The sequence below is a fragment of the Amycolatopsis sp. cmx-4-54 genome (assembly GCF_046548895.1).
Taxonomy (GTDB): domain Bacteria; phylum Actinomycetota; class Actinomycetes; order Mycobacteriales; family Pseudonocardiaceae; genus Amycolatopsis.
The window spans coordinates 422859-440143 of sequence record NZ_JAEBEJ010000001.1; the positions used below are offsets into that span (position 1 = coordinate 422859).

The 17285-nt window shown below is 67.9% G+C and carries 18 protein-coding genes; 8 read left to right on the forward strand and 10 right to left on the reverse strand.

Annotation, left to right across the window (positions count from 1 at the left end; all coding sequences use genetic code 11):
- Positions 1-116: 116 nt before the first annotated feature.
- Positions 117-536, reverse strand: a complete 420-nt coding sequence (locus tag ACLJQ7_RS02095; protein WP_410646392.1) for a hypothetical protein — start codon at positions 534-536, stop codon at positions 117-119.
- A 207-nt stretch (positions 537-743) separates the two neighbouring features.
- On the opposite strand from ACLJQ7_RS02095, the gene ACLJQ7_RS02100 reads away from it, so the two are divergent.
- Both ACLJQ7_RS02100 and ACLJQ7_RS02105 read left to right on the forward strand, forming a co-directional pair.
- Positions 744-1118: a hypothetical protein gene (locus ACLJQ7_RS02100; protein WP_410646393.1), complete on the forward strand. Its 375-nt coding sequence runs from the start codon at positions 744-746 to the stop codon at positions 1116-1118.
- A gap of 132 nt (positions 1119-1250) precedes the next feature.
- Positions 1251-1418: a hypothetical protein gene (locus ACLJQ7_RS02105; protein ID WP_410646394.1), complete on the forward strand. Its 168-nt coding sequence runs from the start codon at positions 1251-1253 to the stop codon at positions 1416-1418.
- A 172-nt stretch (positions 1419-1590) separates the two neighbouring features.
- Here ACLJQ7_RS02105 and ACLJQ7_RS02110 read toward each other — a convergent pair whose 3' ends face one another.
- Positions 1591-2052, reverse strand: a complete 462-nt coding sequence (locus tag ACLJQ7_RS02110; RefSeq protein WP_410646395.1) for a hypothetical protein — start codon at positions 2050-2052, stop codon at positions 1591-1593.
- An 840-nt stretch (positions 2053-2892) separates the two neighbouring features.
- Here ACLJQ7_RS02110 and ACLJQ7_RS02115 point away from each other — a divergent pair.
- The 6 genes from ACLJQ7_RS02115 to ACLJQ7_RS02140 all read left to right on the forward strand — a co-directional run bounded on the left by ACLJQ7_RS02115 (position 2893) and on the right by ACLJQ7_RS02140 (position 9254).
- Positions 2893-3234: a hypothetical protein gene (locus ACLJQ7_RS02115; RefSeq protein WP_125677262.1), complete on the forward strand. Its 342-nt coding sequence runs from the start codon at positions 2893-2895 to the stop codon at positions 3232-3234.
- Positions 3231-4538 carry a putative T7SS-secreted protein gene (locus ACLJQ7_RS02120; protein ID WP_410646396.1) on the forward strand — a complete coding sequence of 436 codons (1308 nt, stop codon included), beginning with the start codon at positions 3231-3233 and terminating at the stop codon, positions 4536-4538. Before ACLJQ7_RS02115 ends, ACLJQ7_RS02120 begins: the two co-directional genes overlap by 4 nt.
- Before the next feature lie 49 nt (positions 4539-4587).
- A complete protein-coding gene (locus ACLJQ7_RS02125; RefSeq protein WP_410646397.1) occupies positions 4588-4995 on the forward strand; it encodes an ankyrin repeat domain-containing protein in 408 nt (135 codons plus the stop codon).
- Complete coding sequence (locus tag ACLJQ7_RS02130) at positions 4992-5522, forward strand: suppressor of fused domain protein (RefSeq protein WP_410646398.1); 531 nt, start codon at positions 4992-4994, stop codon at positions 5520-5522. Before ACLJQ7_RS02125 ends, ACLJQ7_RS02130 begins: the two co-directional genes overlap by 4 nt.
- A gap of 127 nt (positions 5523-5649) precedes the next feature.
- Positions 5650-6636 carry a hypothetical protein gene (locus tag ACLJQ7_RS02135; protein WP_410646399.1) on the forward strand — a complete coding sequence of 329 codons (987 nt, stop codon included), beginning with the start codon at positions 5650-5652 and terminating at the stop codon, positions 6634-6636.
- 215 nt (positions 6637-6851) lie between these two features.
- Complete coding sequence (locus ACLJQ7_RS02140; protein WP_410646400.1) at positions 6852-9254, forward strand: hypothetical protein; 2403 nt, start codon at positions 6852-6854, stop codon at positions 9252-9254.
- A gap of 58 nt (positions 9255-9312) precedes the next feature.
- Here the strand turns inward: ACLJQ7_RS02140 and ACLJQ7_RS02145 are convergent, their stop codons facing one another.
- The 8 genes from ACLJQ7_RS02145 to ACLJQ7_RS02180 form a co-directional block, all read right to left on the reverse strand.
- Positions 9313-11088: a hypothetical protein gene (locus ACLJQ7_RS02145; RefSeq protein WP_410646401.1), complete on the reverse strand. Its 1776-nt coding sequence runs from the start codon at positions 11086-11088 to the stop codon at positions 9313-9315.
- Between the two features lie 199 nt (positions 11089-11287).
- On the reverse strand, positions 11288-12220 hold the full coding sequence (locus ACLJQ7_RS02150) for an aminoglycoside phosphotransferase family protein (protein ID WP_410646403.1): 933 nt from the start codon (positions 12218-12220) through the stop codon (positions 11288-11290).
- The gene (locus ACLJQ7_RS02155; protein WP_410646404.1) at positions 12217-12987 is read right to left on the reverse strand and encodes a dTMP kinase; all 771 of its coding nucleotides are present in this window, start codon (positions 12985-12987) and stop codon (positions 12217-12219) included. Before ACLJQ7_RS02155 ends, ACLJQ7_RS02150 begins: the two co-directional genes overlap by 4 nt.
- Entirely contained in the window at positions 12981-13805 is an 825-nt protein-coding gene (locus ACLJQ7_RS02160) for an inositol monophosphatase family protein (protein ID WP_410646405.1), read from the reverse strand. The genes ACLJQ7_RS02155 and ACLJQ7_RS02160 overlap by 7 nt, the downstream gene beginning before the upstream one ends.
- The gene (locus tag ACLJQ7_RS02165; RefSeq protein ID WP_410646406.1) at positions 13802-14380 is read right to left on the reverse strand and encodes an AAA family ATPase; all 579 of its coding nucleotides are present in this window, start codon (positions 14378-14380) and stop codon (positions 13802-13804) included. Before ACLJQ7_RS02165 ends, ACLJQ7_RS02160 begins: the two co-directional genes overlap by 4 nt.
- The gene (locus tag ACLJQ7_RS02170; protein ID WP_410646407.1) at positions 14377-15219 is read right to left on the reverse strand and encodes a nucleotidyltransferase family protein; all 843 of its coding nucleotides are present in this window, start codon (positions 15217-15219) and stop codon (positions 14377-14379) included. The genes ACLJQ7_RS02165 and ACLJQ7_RS02170 overlap by 4 nt, the downstream gene beginning before the upstream one ends.
- Positions 15216-16394, reverse strand: coding sequence for a hypothetical protein (locus ACLJQ7_RS02175; RefSeq protein WP_410646408.1), 1179 nt, complete (start codon positions 16392-16394; stop codon positions 15216-15218). Before ACLJQ7_RS02175 ends, ACLJQ7_RS02170 begins: the two co-directional genes overlap by 4 nt.
- Positions 16391-17266, reverse strand: coding sequence for a hypothetical protein (locus tag ACLJQ7_RS02180; protein WP_410646409.1), 876 nt, complete (start codon positions 17264-17266; stop codon positions 16391-16393). Before ACLJQ7_RS02180 ends, ACLJQ7_RS02175 begins: the two co-directional genes overlap by 4 nt.
- Positions 17267-17285 lie beyond the last annotated feature (19 nt).

Here is a 17285-nt window from a genome sequence, read left to right on the forward strand (position 1 = left end):
TGCTACGGTCACTGTGATCAACTTGCTCCCCACGTAGGTGGGGCTGCACGGCGCGTCGATGTATATGAACGCGTCGGCGCCGAGGTGGGGCGGTATGACGGAAGCCGCGGATCTCTTCATACCGGCTGCATCTGGAAGTACTTCTCGTAGTCCTGCAACGCGGCCCGTGTGCAGTCCGCGGTGAATCCGGCGATCGAGCACGTGTCGCAGTCGCAGGGCAGTTCGCCCTCCTGCTCACAGATGGCAACGTATTCTGTCAGCGCACTGCTTGCTCGCTCCGCGGCAGTGGCGCCGTGCGCCCATCTCGAGGCCGTGAAGTAGCGGCGGACAAACTGTCCGAAGTCTGCGTCATTGGCCACAAACTCGGTGATCTGTGCGCTGGTGAGCCCGTCGGACTCGGCTGCGCAGCCGGTGCACGCCTCGGGCGGGAACCCGTAGATGGCGGCCACCGCTGGGTGTCGCTGTGCGAATCCATGGTCCAGTTTTCGGTCTTCTCCCAAGGGCTTCCGGCACCAGGGGCAGGTCGTTGTGGTCATGTGCCGCACTGTGGGTCCGTTCAGCCTCGCCCGCAAGCGGCCGTCCAACGCGAGTAGGAGGGGCTTCAATATCGGAAAGGCCGAGGTCAGGATAGGAAAAACGGGTGTGCTGTAGCGAGGCCTTGGTGTCGCCCGGTCAGGTGTTCCCGGCTGAATTCACTGGGACCTGTCTCGATCGGGTGACCGCATGGCCGGGACAATCACCGCATGTCGACTGTGCCTGTTTCCCTGGCCCATCTGGTCGCGATCCGAGGCCGAGTGCTCGATGTCCTCGGCGAACTGGACTTGCTGCTCGGGCCACACGACGCGATGAACGGCCCGTCTCCCGCCGTGCCGCCGTTGGTGACCGCGGTGCTGGAATCCACGGGGTCGAGCTGGATCGGTGGATTCGTGCCCCTTGAATCGATCTTGTGGCGCGCGGAAGAGCTGGGGCTGTCGCATGGTACGAAAGCCGCGCTTGTCACAGACCTGGCCGCGAGGTTCCCGGATCTGCCCGCGCCTGCGCCGGCCACGACACACCGGGTTGGGGGTCGCGGTACTGGGTTCCCGGCGGTCGAGGCCTTCGCCGCGGTCAATGCCTGATATCACGCCCACGGCCGGCGACTGCCGTGGGCGGACTGGGCCCGCTACGGCGACGTACCGCAATGGCTGGAACTGCTGCCTTTCCTCGCCGAGATCGCCACCACGATCCAGGAGCCGATCAACCGCGACACCGTGAAAGCCGCTTTCGCCGCGGCGGGCCGGATCATGCCGGTCAAGGTCCGGCCGCAGATCCTCGCCGCCGTCCGCGCGACACGGTCGGGACTGTGGCCCTGGATGCCCACGACCCGCATGTCGCCGCGGGAACTCGGCCACCGCGCGGTGGCTACCGCAGGGAAGTGACCCGAGCCTGATCACTGGTCGTCGCGATCGAGCCGGCTTCCGGCACTCACTCACAATTCGTTCCCGCTCCGGTAGCTTGGGGTCTCTGAACCACCGATCCGGAGGCATGTCCGTCGCCGCCGCGGCTGTTGGGTGCAGGTTGCCGCGTTCCGTCACCGGCAGGGAAGCGCGGTCAGGGGCGACTCTGGGCGTCAACGTCGACCCCGACGTTGGTGGCACCCGATGTGCTGGCCGTTTCGGTGGTGTCATTCTTCGCGTACTTTGCCGCGAGCTCCTGTCGGGTCTTGGTCAAGCTGCGCAGCTGGCGGACATAGCGAATCGGCCGACCCGGCCGAACGGCCAATGCGGAAGAGGCGCCCATAATGCAGATGTAAATGTCGTCTATCATCATCTTGATATAGTCGGCCGTGCCGGCTTTCGGCACCTGGTCATCCTTGATCAGCTGGTAGTTGATTCCGGTCTGCTTATACGTGGATATATGGAAATCCAGGGCCATGAGTGTGGATGACAGCTGCATCAGGAAGCCGTCGGTAACCTTTTCCTGCCACCTCGGCAGGGTTCTGCTGAACTTGCCGAACTCGACGTGGAGCTGGCTGCACTCGTCACCCCTGTCGTCGAGGTTCTGTGCTCCCATCAGCCACCCCTACGTTCGCCAGGGTAAGTCCGAACAGGAATTTCAGATCATAGGGCAGCGATAGGAGCCTGGCTTCGAATTGCCGGCGCAGTCTCATTCCTTCGATGACGCGGTCTTTTCTGGCTTCGAGCCTAGGTTTGGCGGCATATTCGACCGCGATGGTCACGGCTGCCGCGGTACCGGCACTGATAAGCGCCGTTTGCATCAACGGAAACACTCTGTGCCGCTTACTTTCACTCGGTTTCGATGAGACAGGGACACGCAGGCGTCATCGGCCGGTGCCGCACGGTTCGGTGTGCAGTCTGGCCGGCGTTCTCCGGTCAGACAGTCGAGCTTCGTGAACGTAGCACCGCATGGGGTGGCTTGATCATGGGCGTTCACTCCTAGTACGGTCTCGTGCGTGCATCGTGACCGGGGGAGTGCTGTGTCGCGTCTCTTCGCTGTCGCGCGTCAAGTCAAGGCTGGCCAGAGAGGCCTATCGGACTTCATGGACGTGTTCGCGACGGTGACGGTATTTGCCCGGCGGCCTCGACGGACTGCGTTGCTGGTGACCGAATTGGGTGAACGGGGACGGTGGACAGTGGTGTTTTCGTCGCTGGATCGGCTCGCCCTGCACGCTGGCGAATGTGACTACTTGTCCGCGACCGGCGCGGATTTTATGGAATTAGTGCCGGACGGGGTCGCGGGGATGGTCGACCCTGATGACGACCACCGTTTCCCGGTGCTATCGAAGGTGGCGCCTGTGGATTTCGTAGCCCGGGTGTGGGCTGGGAAATCACGGGACTAAACGAGCGCCCGGCCTGTGCGGGCCGGTGAACGACAGGGGAGGGATCACGAGGGGTGGACGGCCCGGGTTTTCATGTGGAGCTCGAGGTGCTGGAAAGCGCGTCGAAAAGCATGGGTGAGATCGTGCACGACCAGGAGGGGTTCGAGCTGCGCGGCTTGTGTGGCGAACCCGCGTTGTACGGGCATGACGGGGTTCATGCCGCGCTGGCGGAGTTCTGCGGGCGGTGGAGTGTCGGCCTGGACGCGCTGGCAGATCGTGCTCGCGATCTCGGGGGCCTGCTGGGTGCCGCGGCGAAGGCCTACCGCGAGGTCGAGCACACCAACCTCGCCGCGCTGAAGACCGATCCCGGGCTTGGCTCGGTCAGCGCGCCGCCCCGCGTCGGGAGCGGCCGGTGAAGGCCGCGGAGCTGGGACAGACCGACAATCCGAAAGCGCTGGTACCGGGCAACCCCGACGCGGTGTTCGAGAACGCACGGGTGCTGCACGAACGGGCCCGGGACGCACTCGAGGCGGGGGAGGCGCTCAAGCGCATCGACACCGGCGCATGGCAGGGGCCGGCGTCGAACCAGTTCCACGACGATCACCAGACCGAGGTGCCGCGCTGGGGCAACGCCGGTGACTCCCTCGACAACGCCGCGCTCGCGCTGACCGACCTCGCCAACTGTCTGGCCTGGGCACAAGGCCAGGCCACGGAGGCGATCGCCCAGTGGAAGCAAGGCGAGGCCGACACCCAGCGCGCGGTCGACGCCCACGGCCACGCCTGCGCCCAGGCCGAGGCGCAGAACCGAGCGAACATCGAGCGGGGCGACCCGACCGTCGTGCAGCCACCGCCTTTCACCGATCCCGGTGCGGCGAAACGCCAAGCGGCCCGCGACATCCTGAACCGGGCCCGCCAGCAGCTGGAAGGGGAAGGGGGCCGGTGCGCCGAGGCCCTGAAGGCCGAAGCCGCGCTGGCGCCCCAGGACTCCCGGAAACAGGCCGACGCGAACTTCTACGGCGGCATGCTCGACAGCGCCCAAGGCGTTCTCGAAGGACTATGGGGAGCGGTCAGCGACCCGGGCGGCACGGTCGCCGCGATGGCCCACAACCTCACCCATCCCGTCGACACTCTCAAGTCCATGGTCGCCTGGGACGACTGGGCCGCCGGCCGCGGCGACCGGGCGCTCGGGAAAATCACCGGCGACATGGTCATCGCCGCCGCCACCTTCGGCGCCGGGAAGCTCATCAAGGACGGCCTCGCCCGCCACCATGACAGCGACAACCCGAATCCGCCAGGTCACGACGGCCCAGCGGCACCGGGACCGCGTCCGGTCTACGAACCGACCCGGAACCGGGTCAAGCTCAGGCAGGGAACCAAACGAGCCATCTACCGGGACGCCGAGCGGCAGCCGGACGGCTCCGGCGACTTCGTGTGCCAGGCGTCCCGGGAACGGATCCCCGCCGCACACAATCCCGACGGCAGCCTCGTCAAAGTCGACCCGGACACCGGCAAACCGGACCCCGCCGGCATGACAGTCCCGGAACCGGGAAAATACGAATTCGGGCACCAACCAGGCTCGGAATGGTGGCGCTACAAAGAGGAAGCCGAAGCGAACAGCTACCCACGCGAGAAAGTCATCGAAGACCAGAACGACCCCGACCGCTACCGCCTCGAAACACCCGAGGCCAACCACAGCCACAAATACGAACTACCACCGTAAACCACGCGAAACGGCCAGGTAGCATACGGTGCAACGGAAACGAGGTGTGATGACCAACCCGGACCGCGAAGAACGCGACGAACTCCATTACGCGGCACAGAAAGGCGACGTCGCCGCTATCGGGCGCCGCTTGGCCAACGGTGTCGACGTCAACATCACCGAGAAACGCAGCCAGTACACGCCACTGCATTTCGCGGTCCAAGAGGGCAAGGTCGACGCCGCCCGCGCACTGCTCGACGCCGGCGCGAACGTCCAGGCCGTCTACAAGCCAGGTGCGACGCCCCTGCACCTCGCGGTCATCCGATGGCGCCAGTCGCCCGACGGCGCCATGATCAAGCTCCTGCTCGACCGCGGCGCGGACAAGACCGCAACCGAGACCAACGGCAACACCCCGGCCGAGATCACCAAAGGCCAGTACGGATTCCCCGCCGACCTCACGGAGCTGCTGCAACCATGACCGAGCAGGCCGCCCTCGACGACCACCTCACCCGCTACCTCGGCCACGGCAAGCGGGTCACCGACGTCGACGGTGTCGAGATCTGGCGGCACGAACGCCCCGAGTACGTCACCTTCGCCACCCACGGCCTCTCCGCTCAGCCCATCACCGCGGTGTACCCGCAGGAACTCGTGTGCTCCGTCGAGCACGGCCAGGACGGCGCCGCGCTCTACCTGGTGGAAGCCACCCTCAAGATCGTCCAGGAGAATCGGCGCGGCGTCGTGAACAACCAGGTGATCCGCAACGACCAGCCGCTGCTCGTCGACACGGACATCACCGGCGTCCTCGTCGGCGGTCACCCCTACCTCGACGACTTCGACGTGATCTTCGGTGCCGACGGGAAGGTGCTGGTCGAGCTGATGACCTTGATCCCGCTCACTAGCGGCGAAGTCGCCCGATCCACCAGCACCGGCGTCGACGCACTGCTCGATCACCTCGAGGACACCGACCCACCCCTGCTGAACATCCAGCGAAACTCGACCACCTGAGACGCCCCGGGGACTCGGCTCAGAAATCCCCGGCCGATGGCACTCGGATCCTCCGGCGGCGACTGCGCACGAGAAACCAGACACCCGGCCTGAATACCCGTCCATGAAACCCAGACAGGAACATCACATGAGCGGCGGCATCAACCCGACCGACAACCCCGGACCGACACAGACCGGGACTCCTGCGCTCGACGAGGCGGCTCTACGCGGTGTTCTCGGCGAGCTGGCCCTGGTGTGCGAGGACATGATCGCCGACGCGAACGCGGCCGACGCGACGATGATGAGCCTCTCCGAAGCCTGCGAGACCCGGCTCGAACACCGAATCGCGAACCGCATGACCCACGACCAGCCCGATCCAGTGGGGGCGCAATTGTCGATGCGCAGCAACACAGCCAACAACGTGGCCCGGGAACGCCGTAAGGCAGCACGCGAGTTCGTCGCCTGGTGGTCGGACGTGGCCTCGCTCGCCCTCGCCGCCACGGGAACCCGCCAGACCGTGCCCACAGCCCGAGTAGTGGCAGCAGACCCCACCATCATGCTGAACGACGAAGACCTTCGCGTCCTGCCCGACATCTCCGCCACAGACCGGGACCTCACACTCCTGGCAGCCAGGCTGGCGATGACGCCAGCACGCCCGGGTGAGCACGGGCGGGACATGGCGACCGTGGCACTCGAACGTGCGGAACACCTCGGTTTGCAGATCCGCTACGGCAACGGAGAACCCACGCTGTCCGAGGACGGAAACGCCGAGGCACGACGCCGCCGCCTCTGGGGTACACCGTGGAAAGAGGCCCGCGCGCCACTCCTGCCAGAACCCGATCAGCTGACCGACTGGCTCGCCCGATGCAAGATCGCAGAACCTGCGAGCACGGAGATACTCGGCTCAGCCCGCGAGGTTGCCGTCGCCACCATGGCCCACCTTCGGGCACGCGAGCTCGAGGACGACGACTCCCAGGACGGCCCGGACGTGATGGCCGAGATCGAAACCCTGTGGGACCAGGCTGATCAACTCACGGACCTACTCGCCACGTACTCGCGAAAAATTACGGATGCCTTGTTAGGGAACGCCGCCACACGGGTCGCTGAAACCCGACCATCCGAACAGGACAGTTAGGAAACGGCCTTTCCAGGCTCGCCTGTGTTGCTGAACAGCCTCGGCGCCTTGGGGCGCAGTCCGGCACGGGCCCGGACGGACCCGGACAACGTTGCGCGGGCAGACGGGCATAGGTGGGATCACCGGTAACGGCCTGGTGCCGCCGGAAGACTGAGTACGGTGTCCGGTGGCCCCTGTCGGACAGACCACCGACGTTGCGAAGGAGAGTCGTCAGCATGGAGCTGGAGGAGATCGTCACTCTGGACCAGCTGTCCGCGGCGCTTGATCAGCTACGCCTCGACCGTGGCCTCTCGTTACGAGACCTCGCTGCCGCGGCAAGGAAGCTCCCGCCGCAGGACGGACGGCAGCGAACTCTTCCCAGTTCCACGGCCAGCGACGTGATTCACGCCAGGTCGGTACCAAAGCAAGAGACTGTGGTGACGTGGCTGGCGACCTGCGGCGTCCTGGGGGAGGATGCGCAGCGGCCCTGGCTTCAGACGCTGGACCGGATCATGCATTCCCACGAGCAGCGCCCGCCGGGGGCGGTGCGGGTCCGGGACGCGCGTCCGCGGGTGCTGGGAGTGCACGCCGCGATCCAGGTCGGCCAGCTCGCCGGGGACGGCCCGGACGAGTCCAAGCAAGACGATCTGCCGCTCTATGTGCCGCGGGACTTCGACGCCGACCTGTGCTCCAAAATCACCTTGGCCGGGCAGCAGGGCGGTTTTGTGCTGGTGACCGGGGATTCGTCGGTGGGGAAGACACGCGCGCTGTTCGAGGCGGTGCGGGCGGTGCTGCCGGACTGGTGGCTGCTGCACCCCGGGGAGGCGGACGTGCTGCGTGAGTTCGCCAGGCACCCGGCGGGCCGGACGGTGGTGTGGCTGGACGAGTTGCAGGACTACCTCGATTTCCGCGGAGGCGTGCCGGTAGGAGACGTCCGCAGCATGATCGAGGCAGGCGTAGTGCTGGTGGCGACGTGCTGGCCCGGCGAACGCACCAATAGGGTCGCGCTGCCCGAGGCCGGCGAACCGGATCCGTACGCCAACGACCGGCGGCTGCTCGACCTGGCCGACGTGCTCACTGTGCCCGGCACGCTCAGCACTCACGAACGGCGTCGCGCCGAGGAGCTCGCCGGCGCCGATCGCCGGATCCGGGTCGCGCTCGACACCCCCGACGCAGGCTTCACCCAGGTGATGGCCGCAGGCCCGGAACTGATCCGCCGCTGGGAACACGCACCCGTCTACGCGAAAGCGGTCATCACCGCCGCGCTCGACGCCCGCCGTGTCGGCGCCCACGCACCCCTCACCCGCGACTACCTCGAAGCCGCCGCACCCGGCTACCTCACCAACCGGCAGCAAGCGACCCCGCCACCACGCTGGCTCGACGACGCTCTGACCTACGCCACCGAACTACTACACGGCGCCACCTGCACTCTCTGCCCCGTCGCCGCCGGAATGGGATCCATCACCGGCTACCAGGTCGCCGACTACCTGCACGAGCACGCCCTCCGCGTCCGCCGGACCGAACACCTCCCCGGCGGTGTCTGGCACGCCCTAGTCCGCCACCACCACCCCGACGACACCGAACGCATCGCCGACAATGCACGCCGCCGCGGCCGCGACCACGAAGCCCTCACCCTGTACCAGCGGCTCATCGACGACGGAGACCTTGACGTTGCTGAGCCGATGGCGGATCTGCTGGCCGAGCGGGGGGATGCCGGGGCATTGCGCCGGCTCGCCGACAACGGCGACCACCACGCCGCCATTCGACTGGATGCACTGCTCGCCGACAAGGGAGACGTCGATGCTTTGCGACAACGTGCTGACAACGGCAACGACAGTGCCGCTCACCAGCTGGTTCGTCTGCTGGCCGACCGCGGCGACGTCGAGCAATTGAGCGAGCGCGCCGACAACGGCAACGACCAGGCCGCCTACCGCCTGGTTGTCCTGCTGGCCCAGCAGGCAAACGTCGATGCCTTGCGCGAGCTCGCCGACCACGGCAACGACAACGCCGCTCACCGGCTGGCTATCCTTCTGGCCGAGCGAGGCGACGTCGAGCAGTTAACTGAACGTGCCGACAACGGCGACCTCGACGCTGCCCTGGTGCTGGTCGACGTGCTCGTGAAGCAAGGGGATACCGAGACACTGCGCCAACGCGCCGACAACGGCGATATCTTCGCCGTCGTACCGCTGCCTGACCTGCTGACCGCGCAGAAAGGCGTCCAGGCTGTGCGCCAAGGCGCTAGCCCATACGCCGCCGCGTTGTTAGTTGATCTGCTGGCCGAGCAGAAGGATGTCGTGGCGCTGCGCGAACTCGCCGATATCGGCGACGATCATGCGGCGGACCGGTTGGTGAGTCTCCTAGCTGAGCGCGGGGACCTGAAGCAGTTACGGCAGCGCGCCGATAGCGGCGACCGCCGCGCCGACAGGTTAGCGGCTGCCCTTCTGGCCGAGCGAGGAGACGCCGAGGCATTGCGCCAGCTCACTGACGACGGCAACATGCACGCCGCCTTGCGCCTGGTTGACTTGCTGGCCGAGCAGGGAATGCTGGATCTGCTTGGCCGCGAAGTCGCCGCGGGAACCAGGGGCGCGGCCCGGGCAATGCGCCGCACGCACATCTCGTCCGCGGATCGTCAGGTTTGACAGGTCAGAAGTGATGAACTTTCGAGAACGTAAGGCAAGCACGCCGTAGCGGGCTCGGCTAGTCAGGGTTCTCGGATTGGGCGTCCGGGAGCGCCAGTTCGACGCTCCCGCTGACAGCGCGTTCCGCAGCTTCAGGATCCGTGGCTAAGGCAACGCGGACAATGGTGTTCTCGCCCGGAGTCAGTACGCCTTTCCGGCCATCGTCGCTGGTCGGTGTCCAGGCGACTGCTTCGGCGAACTGGTCGATGTAACCGACGTTCCAGTCACGGTCCTCGATAGTCACCGTCAGTTCGTGAGTAACACGGAAGAGTCTCGGTAGCCGTAGGTCGGTGTCGGCGTCTCGGAGAGTCAAGGGGAGCGCCGTCCAGGCACGCCTCACCTCTTCACCGTCCAGAAGCGCGGCCGCGTTGAACCACGCGAACAGCTGACTCGTGTCGGTGGTGGCCATGTCCGGCACTGACAGCTTGATCGGGATTTTGGTCTGTAGCAGCGTGAGCGCCGCGCATACCGCCGTGCGGTGTTCGAGGACTTCGGGCTCTGCGAACAACGTGTCTGGAAGGGTGCCGAGCGATAGTACGGCTGGGCCGCCAGGGATGTTGAGACTCACGGACGCACCGTCGCGCATGGCGGAGACAGCAGCGAGGGTCTCCAGTGCCGTCTGGGGATCCACGCCGGAGATGTCTCGCATACTGAGCGACAGGCTGGCTTGACGGTCTTGGTGTGAGACCAGGATGGTCACTTCCAGGACACCGCTGGGGTCTTCGCCGGTCCAAGCCTGACGGTTCTGGTTGTTGACCCCTGTGGTTGGTGGGTTCATGAGTAGGCAGGCTCGGTGCTCGACACGCTCGTGGTCGTTCTCGACGGCGACCACGAGGTCGAACGGCCGTGGTTGGGTATCGCCTCCCGGGAGAATGCTGAGCGTTCCTGTGCTCAGGTCCGGCAGCTCGAAACTGTCCGGCGAACCAGTGACGGCAACCTCAGCTGGAACGCCATGCAGGGGGATGCCATAGGTGAGAAACTGCGTCACAGCTTCATGCTCCGTCGGCGATGTCGGCTTGAAGGTCACGGAGAGCTCGTCGGGTAGCGGTCGGTCAAGCTGGACCTCGTTGTAGCGTTGGAAGACGTCAACTTGGGCGAGGATCCCGTCCCGAACGATGGCACTCGAGTAAACCAGGTCCTGGAGGTCTGGTGGCATCTGGAACGTGCCGTCGGCTGGAGCTGTATCGGCGGTGAGGCGGTAACGGTAGTGCGGGTCGATCTCATTGAGGGCTTTAGCGAGCGCCATCAGGCCCTCGAGCGCGGTCTCTGTCGAGATTATCTGACCGGTCCCGGCTGCCCGATCGAGCCCGGCGGCCCGGACGAAGTCTCGGGCGGTGTCCAGGACACGCTGCTTCCCATCCATCAGGTAGTAGTCGATGACGTCCTGAAACTGGGCCGCCCACCCATCCAGTGTGGCGAGTCCGGTCCAGGCCGATGGGATGCCAGAGCCAGCAGTCAGATCGTTGAGCCAGGCGATGTCTTCCCGGGTGGGGTCGATCGGCCTGACCACATGCCACTTCGTCACCTGAACGCGCTGCTTCGCGGTGTAAGCGAGCATTCGTTCCCATGACTTCTTGATCTGCTTCTTATGGGAGGCACTCAGCGTCGTCGCGAAGCTTTTGACCTGGTAGACCTCCCACTTCCGTGCGCTGTGAGGAATGACGACGTCGAGGCCGCCATCGCCCTGCGAAGGACGGATCCTGCGGCCGTGAGGATGCTGGCGTAGCAACATGATCGCTACGACGGCCTCGATGTCGTCGCCGCCGTACGTTGACCACGCCACGCGCCCTGTCATCCTCGTCCACCTGTTCGCCGCGCCACCAGACCTTCGGATTCGGGAAATGCTACGTGCTCGACCCGCTCGGAGCCCGAACCGCCGAGCCGAACAGGCCCACCGTGGCGGACCGTCCGTTGCGGCCCACGCGATCGGAGTGTCGATGAGGCGGCCCAACACTCTGGTCAGAACCGCAGCAAGGTGCCACGTTTCTTGTCAGTCACTCGTGGAGCGCCCGGACGCGCTCGTATTGTGCGGTGAACTCCTCGACTCGCTTGGTGCGCTGCTTCCAGAGTACGGCGAGCCACCGGAGTGCGATGGTGCGTTGTGCGGCGGCGAATCGTGTGCGGATGTCCGGTGTGATGCCGAGTTCGGCTTCGGCGCTAGACCAGACGTCGTCGGGAATGGCGCGGGCGCTGATGTGCTCGATGTGGTCCGCGGCGTCGACGGCGACGTCGGAGTAGCCGCTGAACTCGAAGTCCACGACATAGGTGTTCCCGCCGTCGTGGAGCCAGTTGAGCATGTTCGCGTCGCCACGGGAGTAGACGCGGGTGGCGGGCCGCGCGAGCAGTTCGGCGTCACCGCTGGTCTCCCAGCGGCGCAGGAGAGCGAGCATGTCCGGGGTCTGGGGTTCGTCGGCGGCGTCGGCGAGCTGGCCGGGCCAGACGTCGGTGAGCCGGGCGATGTAGTGGCTGATGGAGTCGACGCGTTCCAGGCTCGCCAGCGGCTCGTTCAGCGGAAGGCTCTGCAGGGCGCGGGTCGTCTCAGCGAGCGCCGTGATGGCGGATGACGGGTCGAGGACGTCGAGGATCGGGGCGCCGGGCAGCAGGGTCATGCCCAGTGCCGGTTGGTCGGGGTCCTCGTCGAGCCATAGCGGTGTCGGCGTGCTGCCCAAGCTGACTGCATGGGTGAGCCCGTGCCATTCGCGCTCGACGCGCTGCCGGTCGGTTTTCTTGTAAAGCTTGATGCAGATCGGCGTGGTCGCTGCGGTCCAGGCGAAGACGTCGTTGTTGCGGCCCCCGTCAAGCGCTCGCAGCCCGTCTTCGTCGAGCGTGGCGGCCGGGGCGTCGTTGCCGACCGCGCGGGCGGCGCGCAGGCCGCCGAGTAGGTCGGCGGGAGCGATGTGGTCGCGGTGGCTGGCCAACGTGGTCATCGGTTAGGGCTCCCGGTTTCGGCTCGGCACGGGTTGGTGGGGTCAGCGTAGGAGAGCGGCCTGACGGAGTCGTGGTGCCCCGCGCACGGGCGCAGGGTGATATCGCCCGGTTGGTGGGTCTGGTCCAGGACGGTGTGGATGGCGTGGTGGGTGCTGACCGGGTCGAGTTCGGCGACGTCGAGTGTGGCGAGCTGCGGGTCGTGCTCGGCGAGCAGTGCGTAGGCGTGGTCGACCCAGGTGAGATGGGCGCGTTGCTCCTCGGTCAGCGAGGCGCGGTCTCGTCCGCTCCGGTCGTCGGCGCGCCGGGCGGCGAGGTTTGGAGGTACGCGCAGCCACAGCGCGCGGGTGGGGCGTGGCCCGGCCAGGGCGGTGAGGGCGTGCAGCCAGTCGAGGGCGACGTCGGCGGGGGCCCGGTGCTCGCGCAGCAAGCTGGCGATGGCGTAGGAGGCCATGGTGTGGATACCGCGGTCTTCGATGACGATCGCGCCGGGTGCCGTTGCCAGCGCAGGGTCAAGGACGGTGGCGACGAGGTCCGCCCGGATAGCCGCGGTGATCAAGGTGTCGGTGATGGCGTCGCCGGTGCGCAGGAACGGGTCCGCGTTGGTGCGCAGGAGCGCGACGAGGGCGGCCGCGACGGGTTCGGTGTCGAGGGTGGCCAGGTCGGGCAGGGTGGTCACGGTGTGGCCGTGGGCGCGCAGGCACCGGGCGAGCATCTGGGCTTGGGTGCTTTTGCCCGCTCCGGGCAGGCCCTCGAAGGTGATCAGCACGCGACGATCTCCTCGCCGGTGAAACTGGTGGCCGCGCTCGCGCGCTGGACGATGCGGAGGATGTCGTCGGTCAGGCCGGGTGCGGCGGCGATGGTGCAGCGCGAGGTCGTGGTGTGGTCGGTGCCGTCGAGATCGGTGACGTGGGCGCCGGCTTCGCGGGCGATGACTGCTCCGGCGGCCATGTCCCAGGTGCGGTTGCCGAGCGTGATCGAGGCGCCGAGGGCGCCGTCGGCCAGCAGCGCGAGGTCGACAGCCGCGGATCCGAGCATCCGGACGCGTTGTGCAAGGGGCGCGAGGGCGGCGTGGATGGCCAGCATCGTCGCGTTGCGGGTGGCGGCGCCGGGTCCGGTGCCGTAGTCGCCGATCGCGACGATCGCCTCGTCCAGCCGGGCCGGTCCGGTGACGTGGAGGGGGTTGCCGTCCCGGCAGGCTCCGAGGCTGTCCGCCGCCCAGTAGGTGCGGCCGAGCTGGGGGAGGGCGATGACTCCGAGCAGAGGGTCATCGTCGACGACCAGGGCGAGGGAGATGCCGGTCAGCGGGATGTCGTGGGTGAGGTTGGCGGTGCCGTCGACGGGGTCGATGACCCAGCGGGTGCCGCTGGTCGGGCCGCCTTCTTCTTCGCCGTGGACATCGATGCCGGGGGTGGCGCGGGTCAGCTCGTCGCGCACGATCCGTTCGATGGCGAGGTCGACGTCGGTGGCCATGTCCCGATCGCCCTTGCCGGTCCAGGTGCGGGGGCGGTGGGTGCGCAAGAACGCCGCGCCGTGCTCGACGGTCGCCTGTGCGATCAGCAGCAGTCCTGGCAGTTCGGTGGTCACATGATCTCCACGGTGGTCGGGGCCGCCGGACGGATCACGGCGTCGGACGGAGCGAGGGTGTCCAGGTGGCGCAGGACGATGTCGACGTTGGTCGCGACCGGCTTTCCGGTGTCCAGCAACAGTTTCGGGCCGGTGATCGGCACGGCGGTGGCGGCGAGCTCCTGGTGTAGCTGCGGGGTGCGGTTGGCCGCCGGGTGACGGCCGTGCTGGTGATCGACGGCCAGCCGGGCGTGAGCGACGTCGACCGGGCAGACGCATTCGAGCAGCAGTAAGGGGTGCCGGTGCGTTGCGGCGAAGGCGCGCAGGTCCTCGCCCTGGCCGGGGGCCAGCCAGGTCCGCCCGTCGAGCACGACGGTCGTGGCGGGAGCCCGCAGCCACTGCCAGACGGCGGTGGCGAAGAGGACCTGGACGCAGTGGTCGTCCTGGTCGCGAGTGTAGGTGGTGTGCTCGGTGCCGAACAGGGCGTGCCGGACGGCGTCTTTGCGCAGCAACAGCGCGGCGGGAATGTGGCTGGTGAGCTGCTGGGCGAGGGTGGTTTTGCCGACGCCGGGCAGCCCGGCTAAGGCGATGATCATCGGTGCGGCTCCTCGCTGGCGGGGAGGCGGGCCGGAGCCGCGGGCAACAGCGGCCAGTGCGAGCGCAGCACCGACCACCCGGCGAGGACGTCGGCGCAGTGTGGGGCGGGCGGCGCCGTCGCGCGGAGCTGGCGGATCGCGTCGGCGGCGAGTGCCCAGCGCGGCCGGTTCGCGAGCCGGGCCAGGGTGTGGTGGACCGCGTCGGAGGGCTCGGGGACCGGGAGCGGGTGGCCGTGGGGAGGAACGGCGATCTCGATACGGCGGGCCAGCAGACCGGGGACGTCGTCAGCGGCGCCGCAGGGCAGGGTCGCGTTGAGGTCGAGGATAATGAGCGGGGCGATCGGATCGCCGGTCTGCCGCGTCCAGGTTCCCTTGTCCTGGCTGGGCTGGTAGCCCTGGGCGCGGAGGACAGCGTGCGCGCGTTCGGCGTCGCCGGGTGCGATGAGCAGGTCGATGTCGCTGAACTGGCGGGCGCCGGTGCTGGCGTAGAGGGTGTGTTCCACGCTGAGCCCGCCGAGCACAACGACCGCCACGCCCGCGGTACGGAGTGCCGCGGTGTCGGCGAGGGCCGCTGCGCGACAGGCGTAGGTCTTGTATCGGTTGGTGCGCAGCGTGTGGTCGAGGAACCGGGTCACCGTGCGATCCAGCTCGGGGACCGGGTGGTCGTGCAGGTATGCGGCGAGCAGGCAGAGCGTCTTCGACCGCACTGTCTGCTCGAGTGCAGCGCCCAGCTCGGTCAGCACGGCACGGGCGATGATCGTGTGGATCTCGGCGCCGGCGCCCCAGCACAGCGCCCGGACGGCGTCTTCGGCGAGGCGGTCTGTCCGTTGGTCGGTCATCTCCGGCCACCTGGTCCGGTCGGTCGGGTGGCTGGTTGATCGAGCAGGCCTGTCACGCGAGCTGCCAACGCGGCGGGCGAGTCGGTGACCGGGATCCGAACACACGGCACGGTCCGGGCGAGCTGGTCCGCGACGGCGCTGAGCGCGAGCGCGGTCCGGTCGTGGTCGGGGGGCAGCAGCCAGTGGTTGCGGTGGGAGGTGGTGCGGGTGACCGGGTCGTGCATGAAGAACTGGGTGCGTACCAGGACATCGCGCACCTCGGCCGTGGGCACCGGCTCGGGGGGACGGTCCTGGTCGCTGCGGTACGGCCAGAGCATCAGCGTCGGCTGGAGCTCGCCGCGGATCTGCGTGGTGGGTAGCGCGGCCCGTAGGTCGCCCGGCTCGATCGCGATCTTGCCGCTCGGCGAGCCCTGCTCGGTCCGCTGTTCGGCGGGCAGAAACCGGTTCATCCCCGGTACGGCGCGCAGCGTGCTGGCGGTGGCGCGCAGGTGCATCGGCCAGGCGTGGCCGACCGTGCCGGGGCCGCCGGGTTCGAGGCGGAGCAGGAGCCGGTCGTTGGTGACGAAGTCCCCGCCCACCAGTCGCAGTGTGCTCAGCAGGGTGGTGGTCTTGCCCGCGCCCTTCGGCCCGGCGATCAGCAGGCCGTGATCGGCGTGCACGAGCGCGGCGGCGTGCGCGTAGACCGCGTCGTGTTCCAGAAGCTGGGCGGTCATGGCCTGCCGCACGAGCCGGGCGCTGAAGAACCGCGCGGCGTCTAGGTCGCCGGCGTACACGGTGATCGTTCCGGACATCTCGTCGAGGTGCACGAGGGTGGCGTGGGCGCGGATCCAGAACGCCCGGCCGCCGGGAACGCCGATCGACTGGGCCTGCAGGTTCGGGCCGATGTCGTGGTCGTCGGCGTCGGCGAACAGGGCGGCGGCGCCGACCTGGTCGACGCGCGCACTGGTGTGCACGGTGATGGTCCATCGGCTGGCTGCCGTCGTGGTGCGGGCGTAGGAGTACAGCGTGGCTTCGGCGTCCGTGAGCAGTTCGGCGTGGTCGGTCCGCAGGGTGACGCTCGCCGGTCCCTGGGTGAAGCGGCACGTCGCACTGGCGGGTGCGGTGGCACCGATCAGGGGCCGGATCGGGCAGGAGGGGTCGGCGGCCGCGGGGTGGTGTGTGCGTGGGGTCGTCATGACGTCGTGGCGGTGACATGTCGGCGGCCGAAGTGCGCGGCGTGCTCCTGCAGCCGCGCCAGTTCGGCGTCCGGGGCGTGGTGGTAGAGCGCCGCGAGCCCGGAGGGCATCAGCAGGTCCCTGGCCCAGGTCGGGGATTCGCCGCGCCGCAGAGGTCGCTCGGTGAGCTCGTGTTGGGTACCGGCCACGGCGAACGTCGAGGCCGTGCGTGTGATGGTCAGCTCGGGTGCGGGGGCGGCTCGGTATTTCAGGTCGCTGTCGACCGCGTCCCGGCTGGTGTGGCCGGTCAGGATCTCGGCGACGTCGGTGTAGATGTTGAACACCGCCGCCGGGGCGTCGAGTACGACGGTCAGGTGCCAGGCGCCGAACGGGATGACGACGTGATCGCCGGCCTGGCACACGTGGTAGTCCATTCTGGAGTTTCCGGCGTCGTCGATGTTGGTGTGCAACAGAAGAACTCGCCCGGACAGGCATTGGAAGATCTCGACCTGTGCCGGGGTGTTCCAGTGGCCGAGGGACCGGCCGGGTTCCGGGCTGGGGCCGAGGTTCGCCGCGGTGTAGACGACGAGGTCGGCGAACCAGGCGTGTGTGCCGTCGGCGCCGTTGACCGGCTGGCCGGTCTTGGTCCGGGGCGCGGCGATGTCGCGGTAGGCGAGGTACAGCTGCGGGTTGACGCCGCGATCGAGCATCGTGCGCGCCTGGTCGGGGTCGAGCAGGTAGACCGCCCCGTCGGCGTCGGCGCCCGCCAGTAAGTCGCGGAGATGGCGTGCCCGGCCTTCGCGGGATGACGCCGCGACAAGGAGGTCCAGGCCGCTCGGCGGCAGCGGGCGGGGCATAACGCGGGCCGTGGGAATGTCCAGCGGCGTGATCATCAACGGTTTTCCTTGGATC

Excerpts from the sequence above, each read along its gene's own strand:
- ACLJQ7_RS02095 (WP_410646392.1), bottom strand. The coding sequence starts at position 536 with ATGACCACAACGACCTGCCCCTGGTGCCGGAAGCCCTTGGGAGAAGAC.
- ACLJQ7_RS02100 (WP_410646393.1), top strand. The coding sequence starts at position 744 with ATGTCGACTGTGCCTGTTTCCCTGGCCCATCTGGTCGCGATCCGAGGC.
- ACLJQ7_RS02110 (WP_410646395.1), bottom strand. The coding sequence starts at position 2,052 with ATGGGAGCACAGAACCTCGACGACAGGGGTGACGAGTGCAGCCAGCTC.
- ACLJQ7_RS02125 (WP_410646397.1), top strand. The coding sequence starts at position 4,588 with ATGACCAACCCGGACCGCGAAGAACGCGACGAACTCCATTACGCGGCA.
- ACLJQ7_RS02130 (WP_410646398.1), top strand. The coding sequence starts at position 4,992 with ATGACCGAGCAGGCCGCCCTCGACGACCACCTCACCCGCTACCTCGGC.
- ACLJQ7_RS02135 (WP_410646399.1), top strand. The coding sequence starts at position 5,650 with ATGAGCGGCGGCATCAACCCGACCGACAACCCCGGACCGACACAGACC.
- ACLJQ7_RS02140 (WP_410646400.1), top strand. The coding sequence starts at position 6,852 with ATGGAGCTGGAGGAGATCGTCACTCTGGACCAGCTGTCCGCGGCGCTT.
- ACLJQ7_RS02145 (WP_410646401.1), bottom strand. The coding sequence starts at position 11,088 with ATGACAGGGCGCGTGGCGTGGTCAACGTACGGCGGCGACGACATCGAG.
- ACLJQ7_RS02150 (WP_410646403.1), bottom strand. The coding sequence starts at position 12,220 with ATGACCACGTTGGCCAGCCACCGCGACCACATCGCTCCCGCCGACCTA.
- ACLJQ7_RS02165 (WP_410646406.1), bottom strand. The coding sequence starts at position 14,380 with ATGATCATCGCCTTAGCCGGGCTGCCCGGCGTCGGCAAAACCACCCTC.
- ACLJQ7_RS02170 (WP_410646407.1), bottom strand. The coding sequence starts at position 15,219 with ATGACCGACCAACGGACAGACCGCCTCGCCGAAGACGCCGTCCGGGCG.
- ACLJQ7_RS02175 (WP_410646408.1), bottom strand. The coding sequence starts at position 16,394 with ATGACGACCCCACGCACACACCACCCCGCGGCCGCCGACCCCTCCTGC.
- ACLJQ7_RS02180 (WP_410646409.1), bottom strand. The coding sequence starts at position 17,266 with ATGATCACGCCGCTGGACATTCCCACGGCCCGCGTTATGCCCCGCCCG.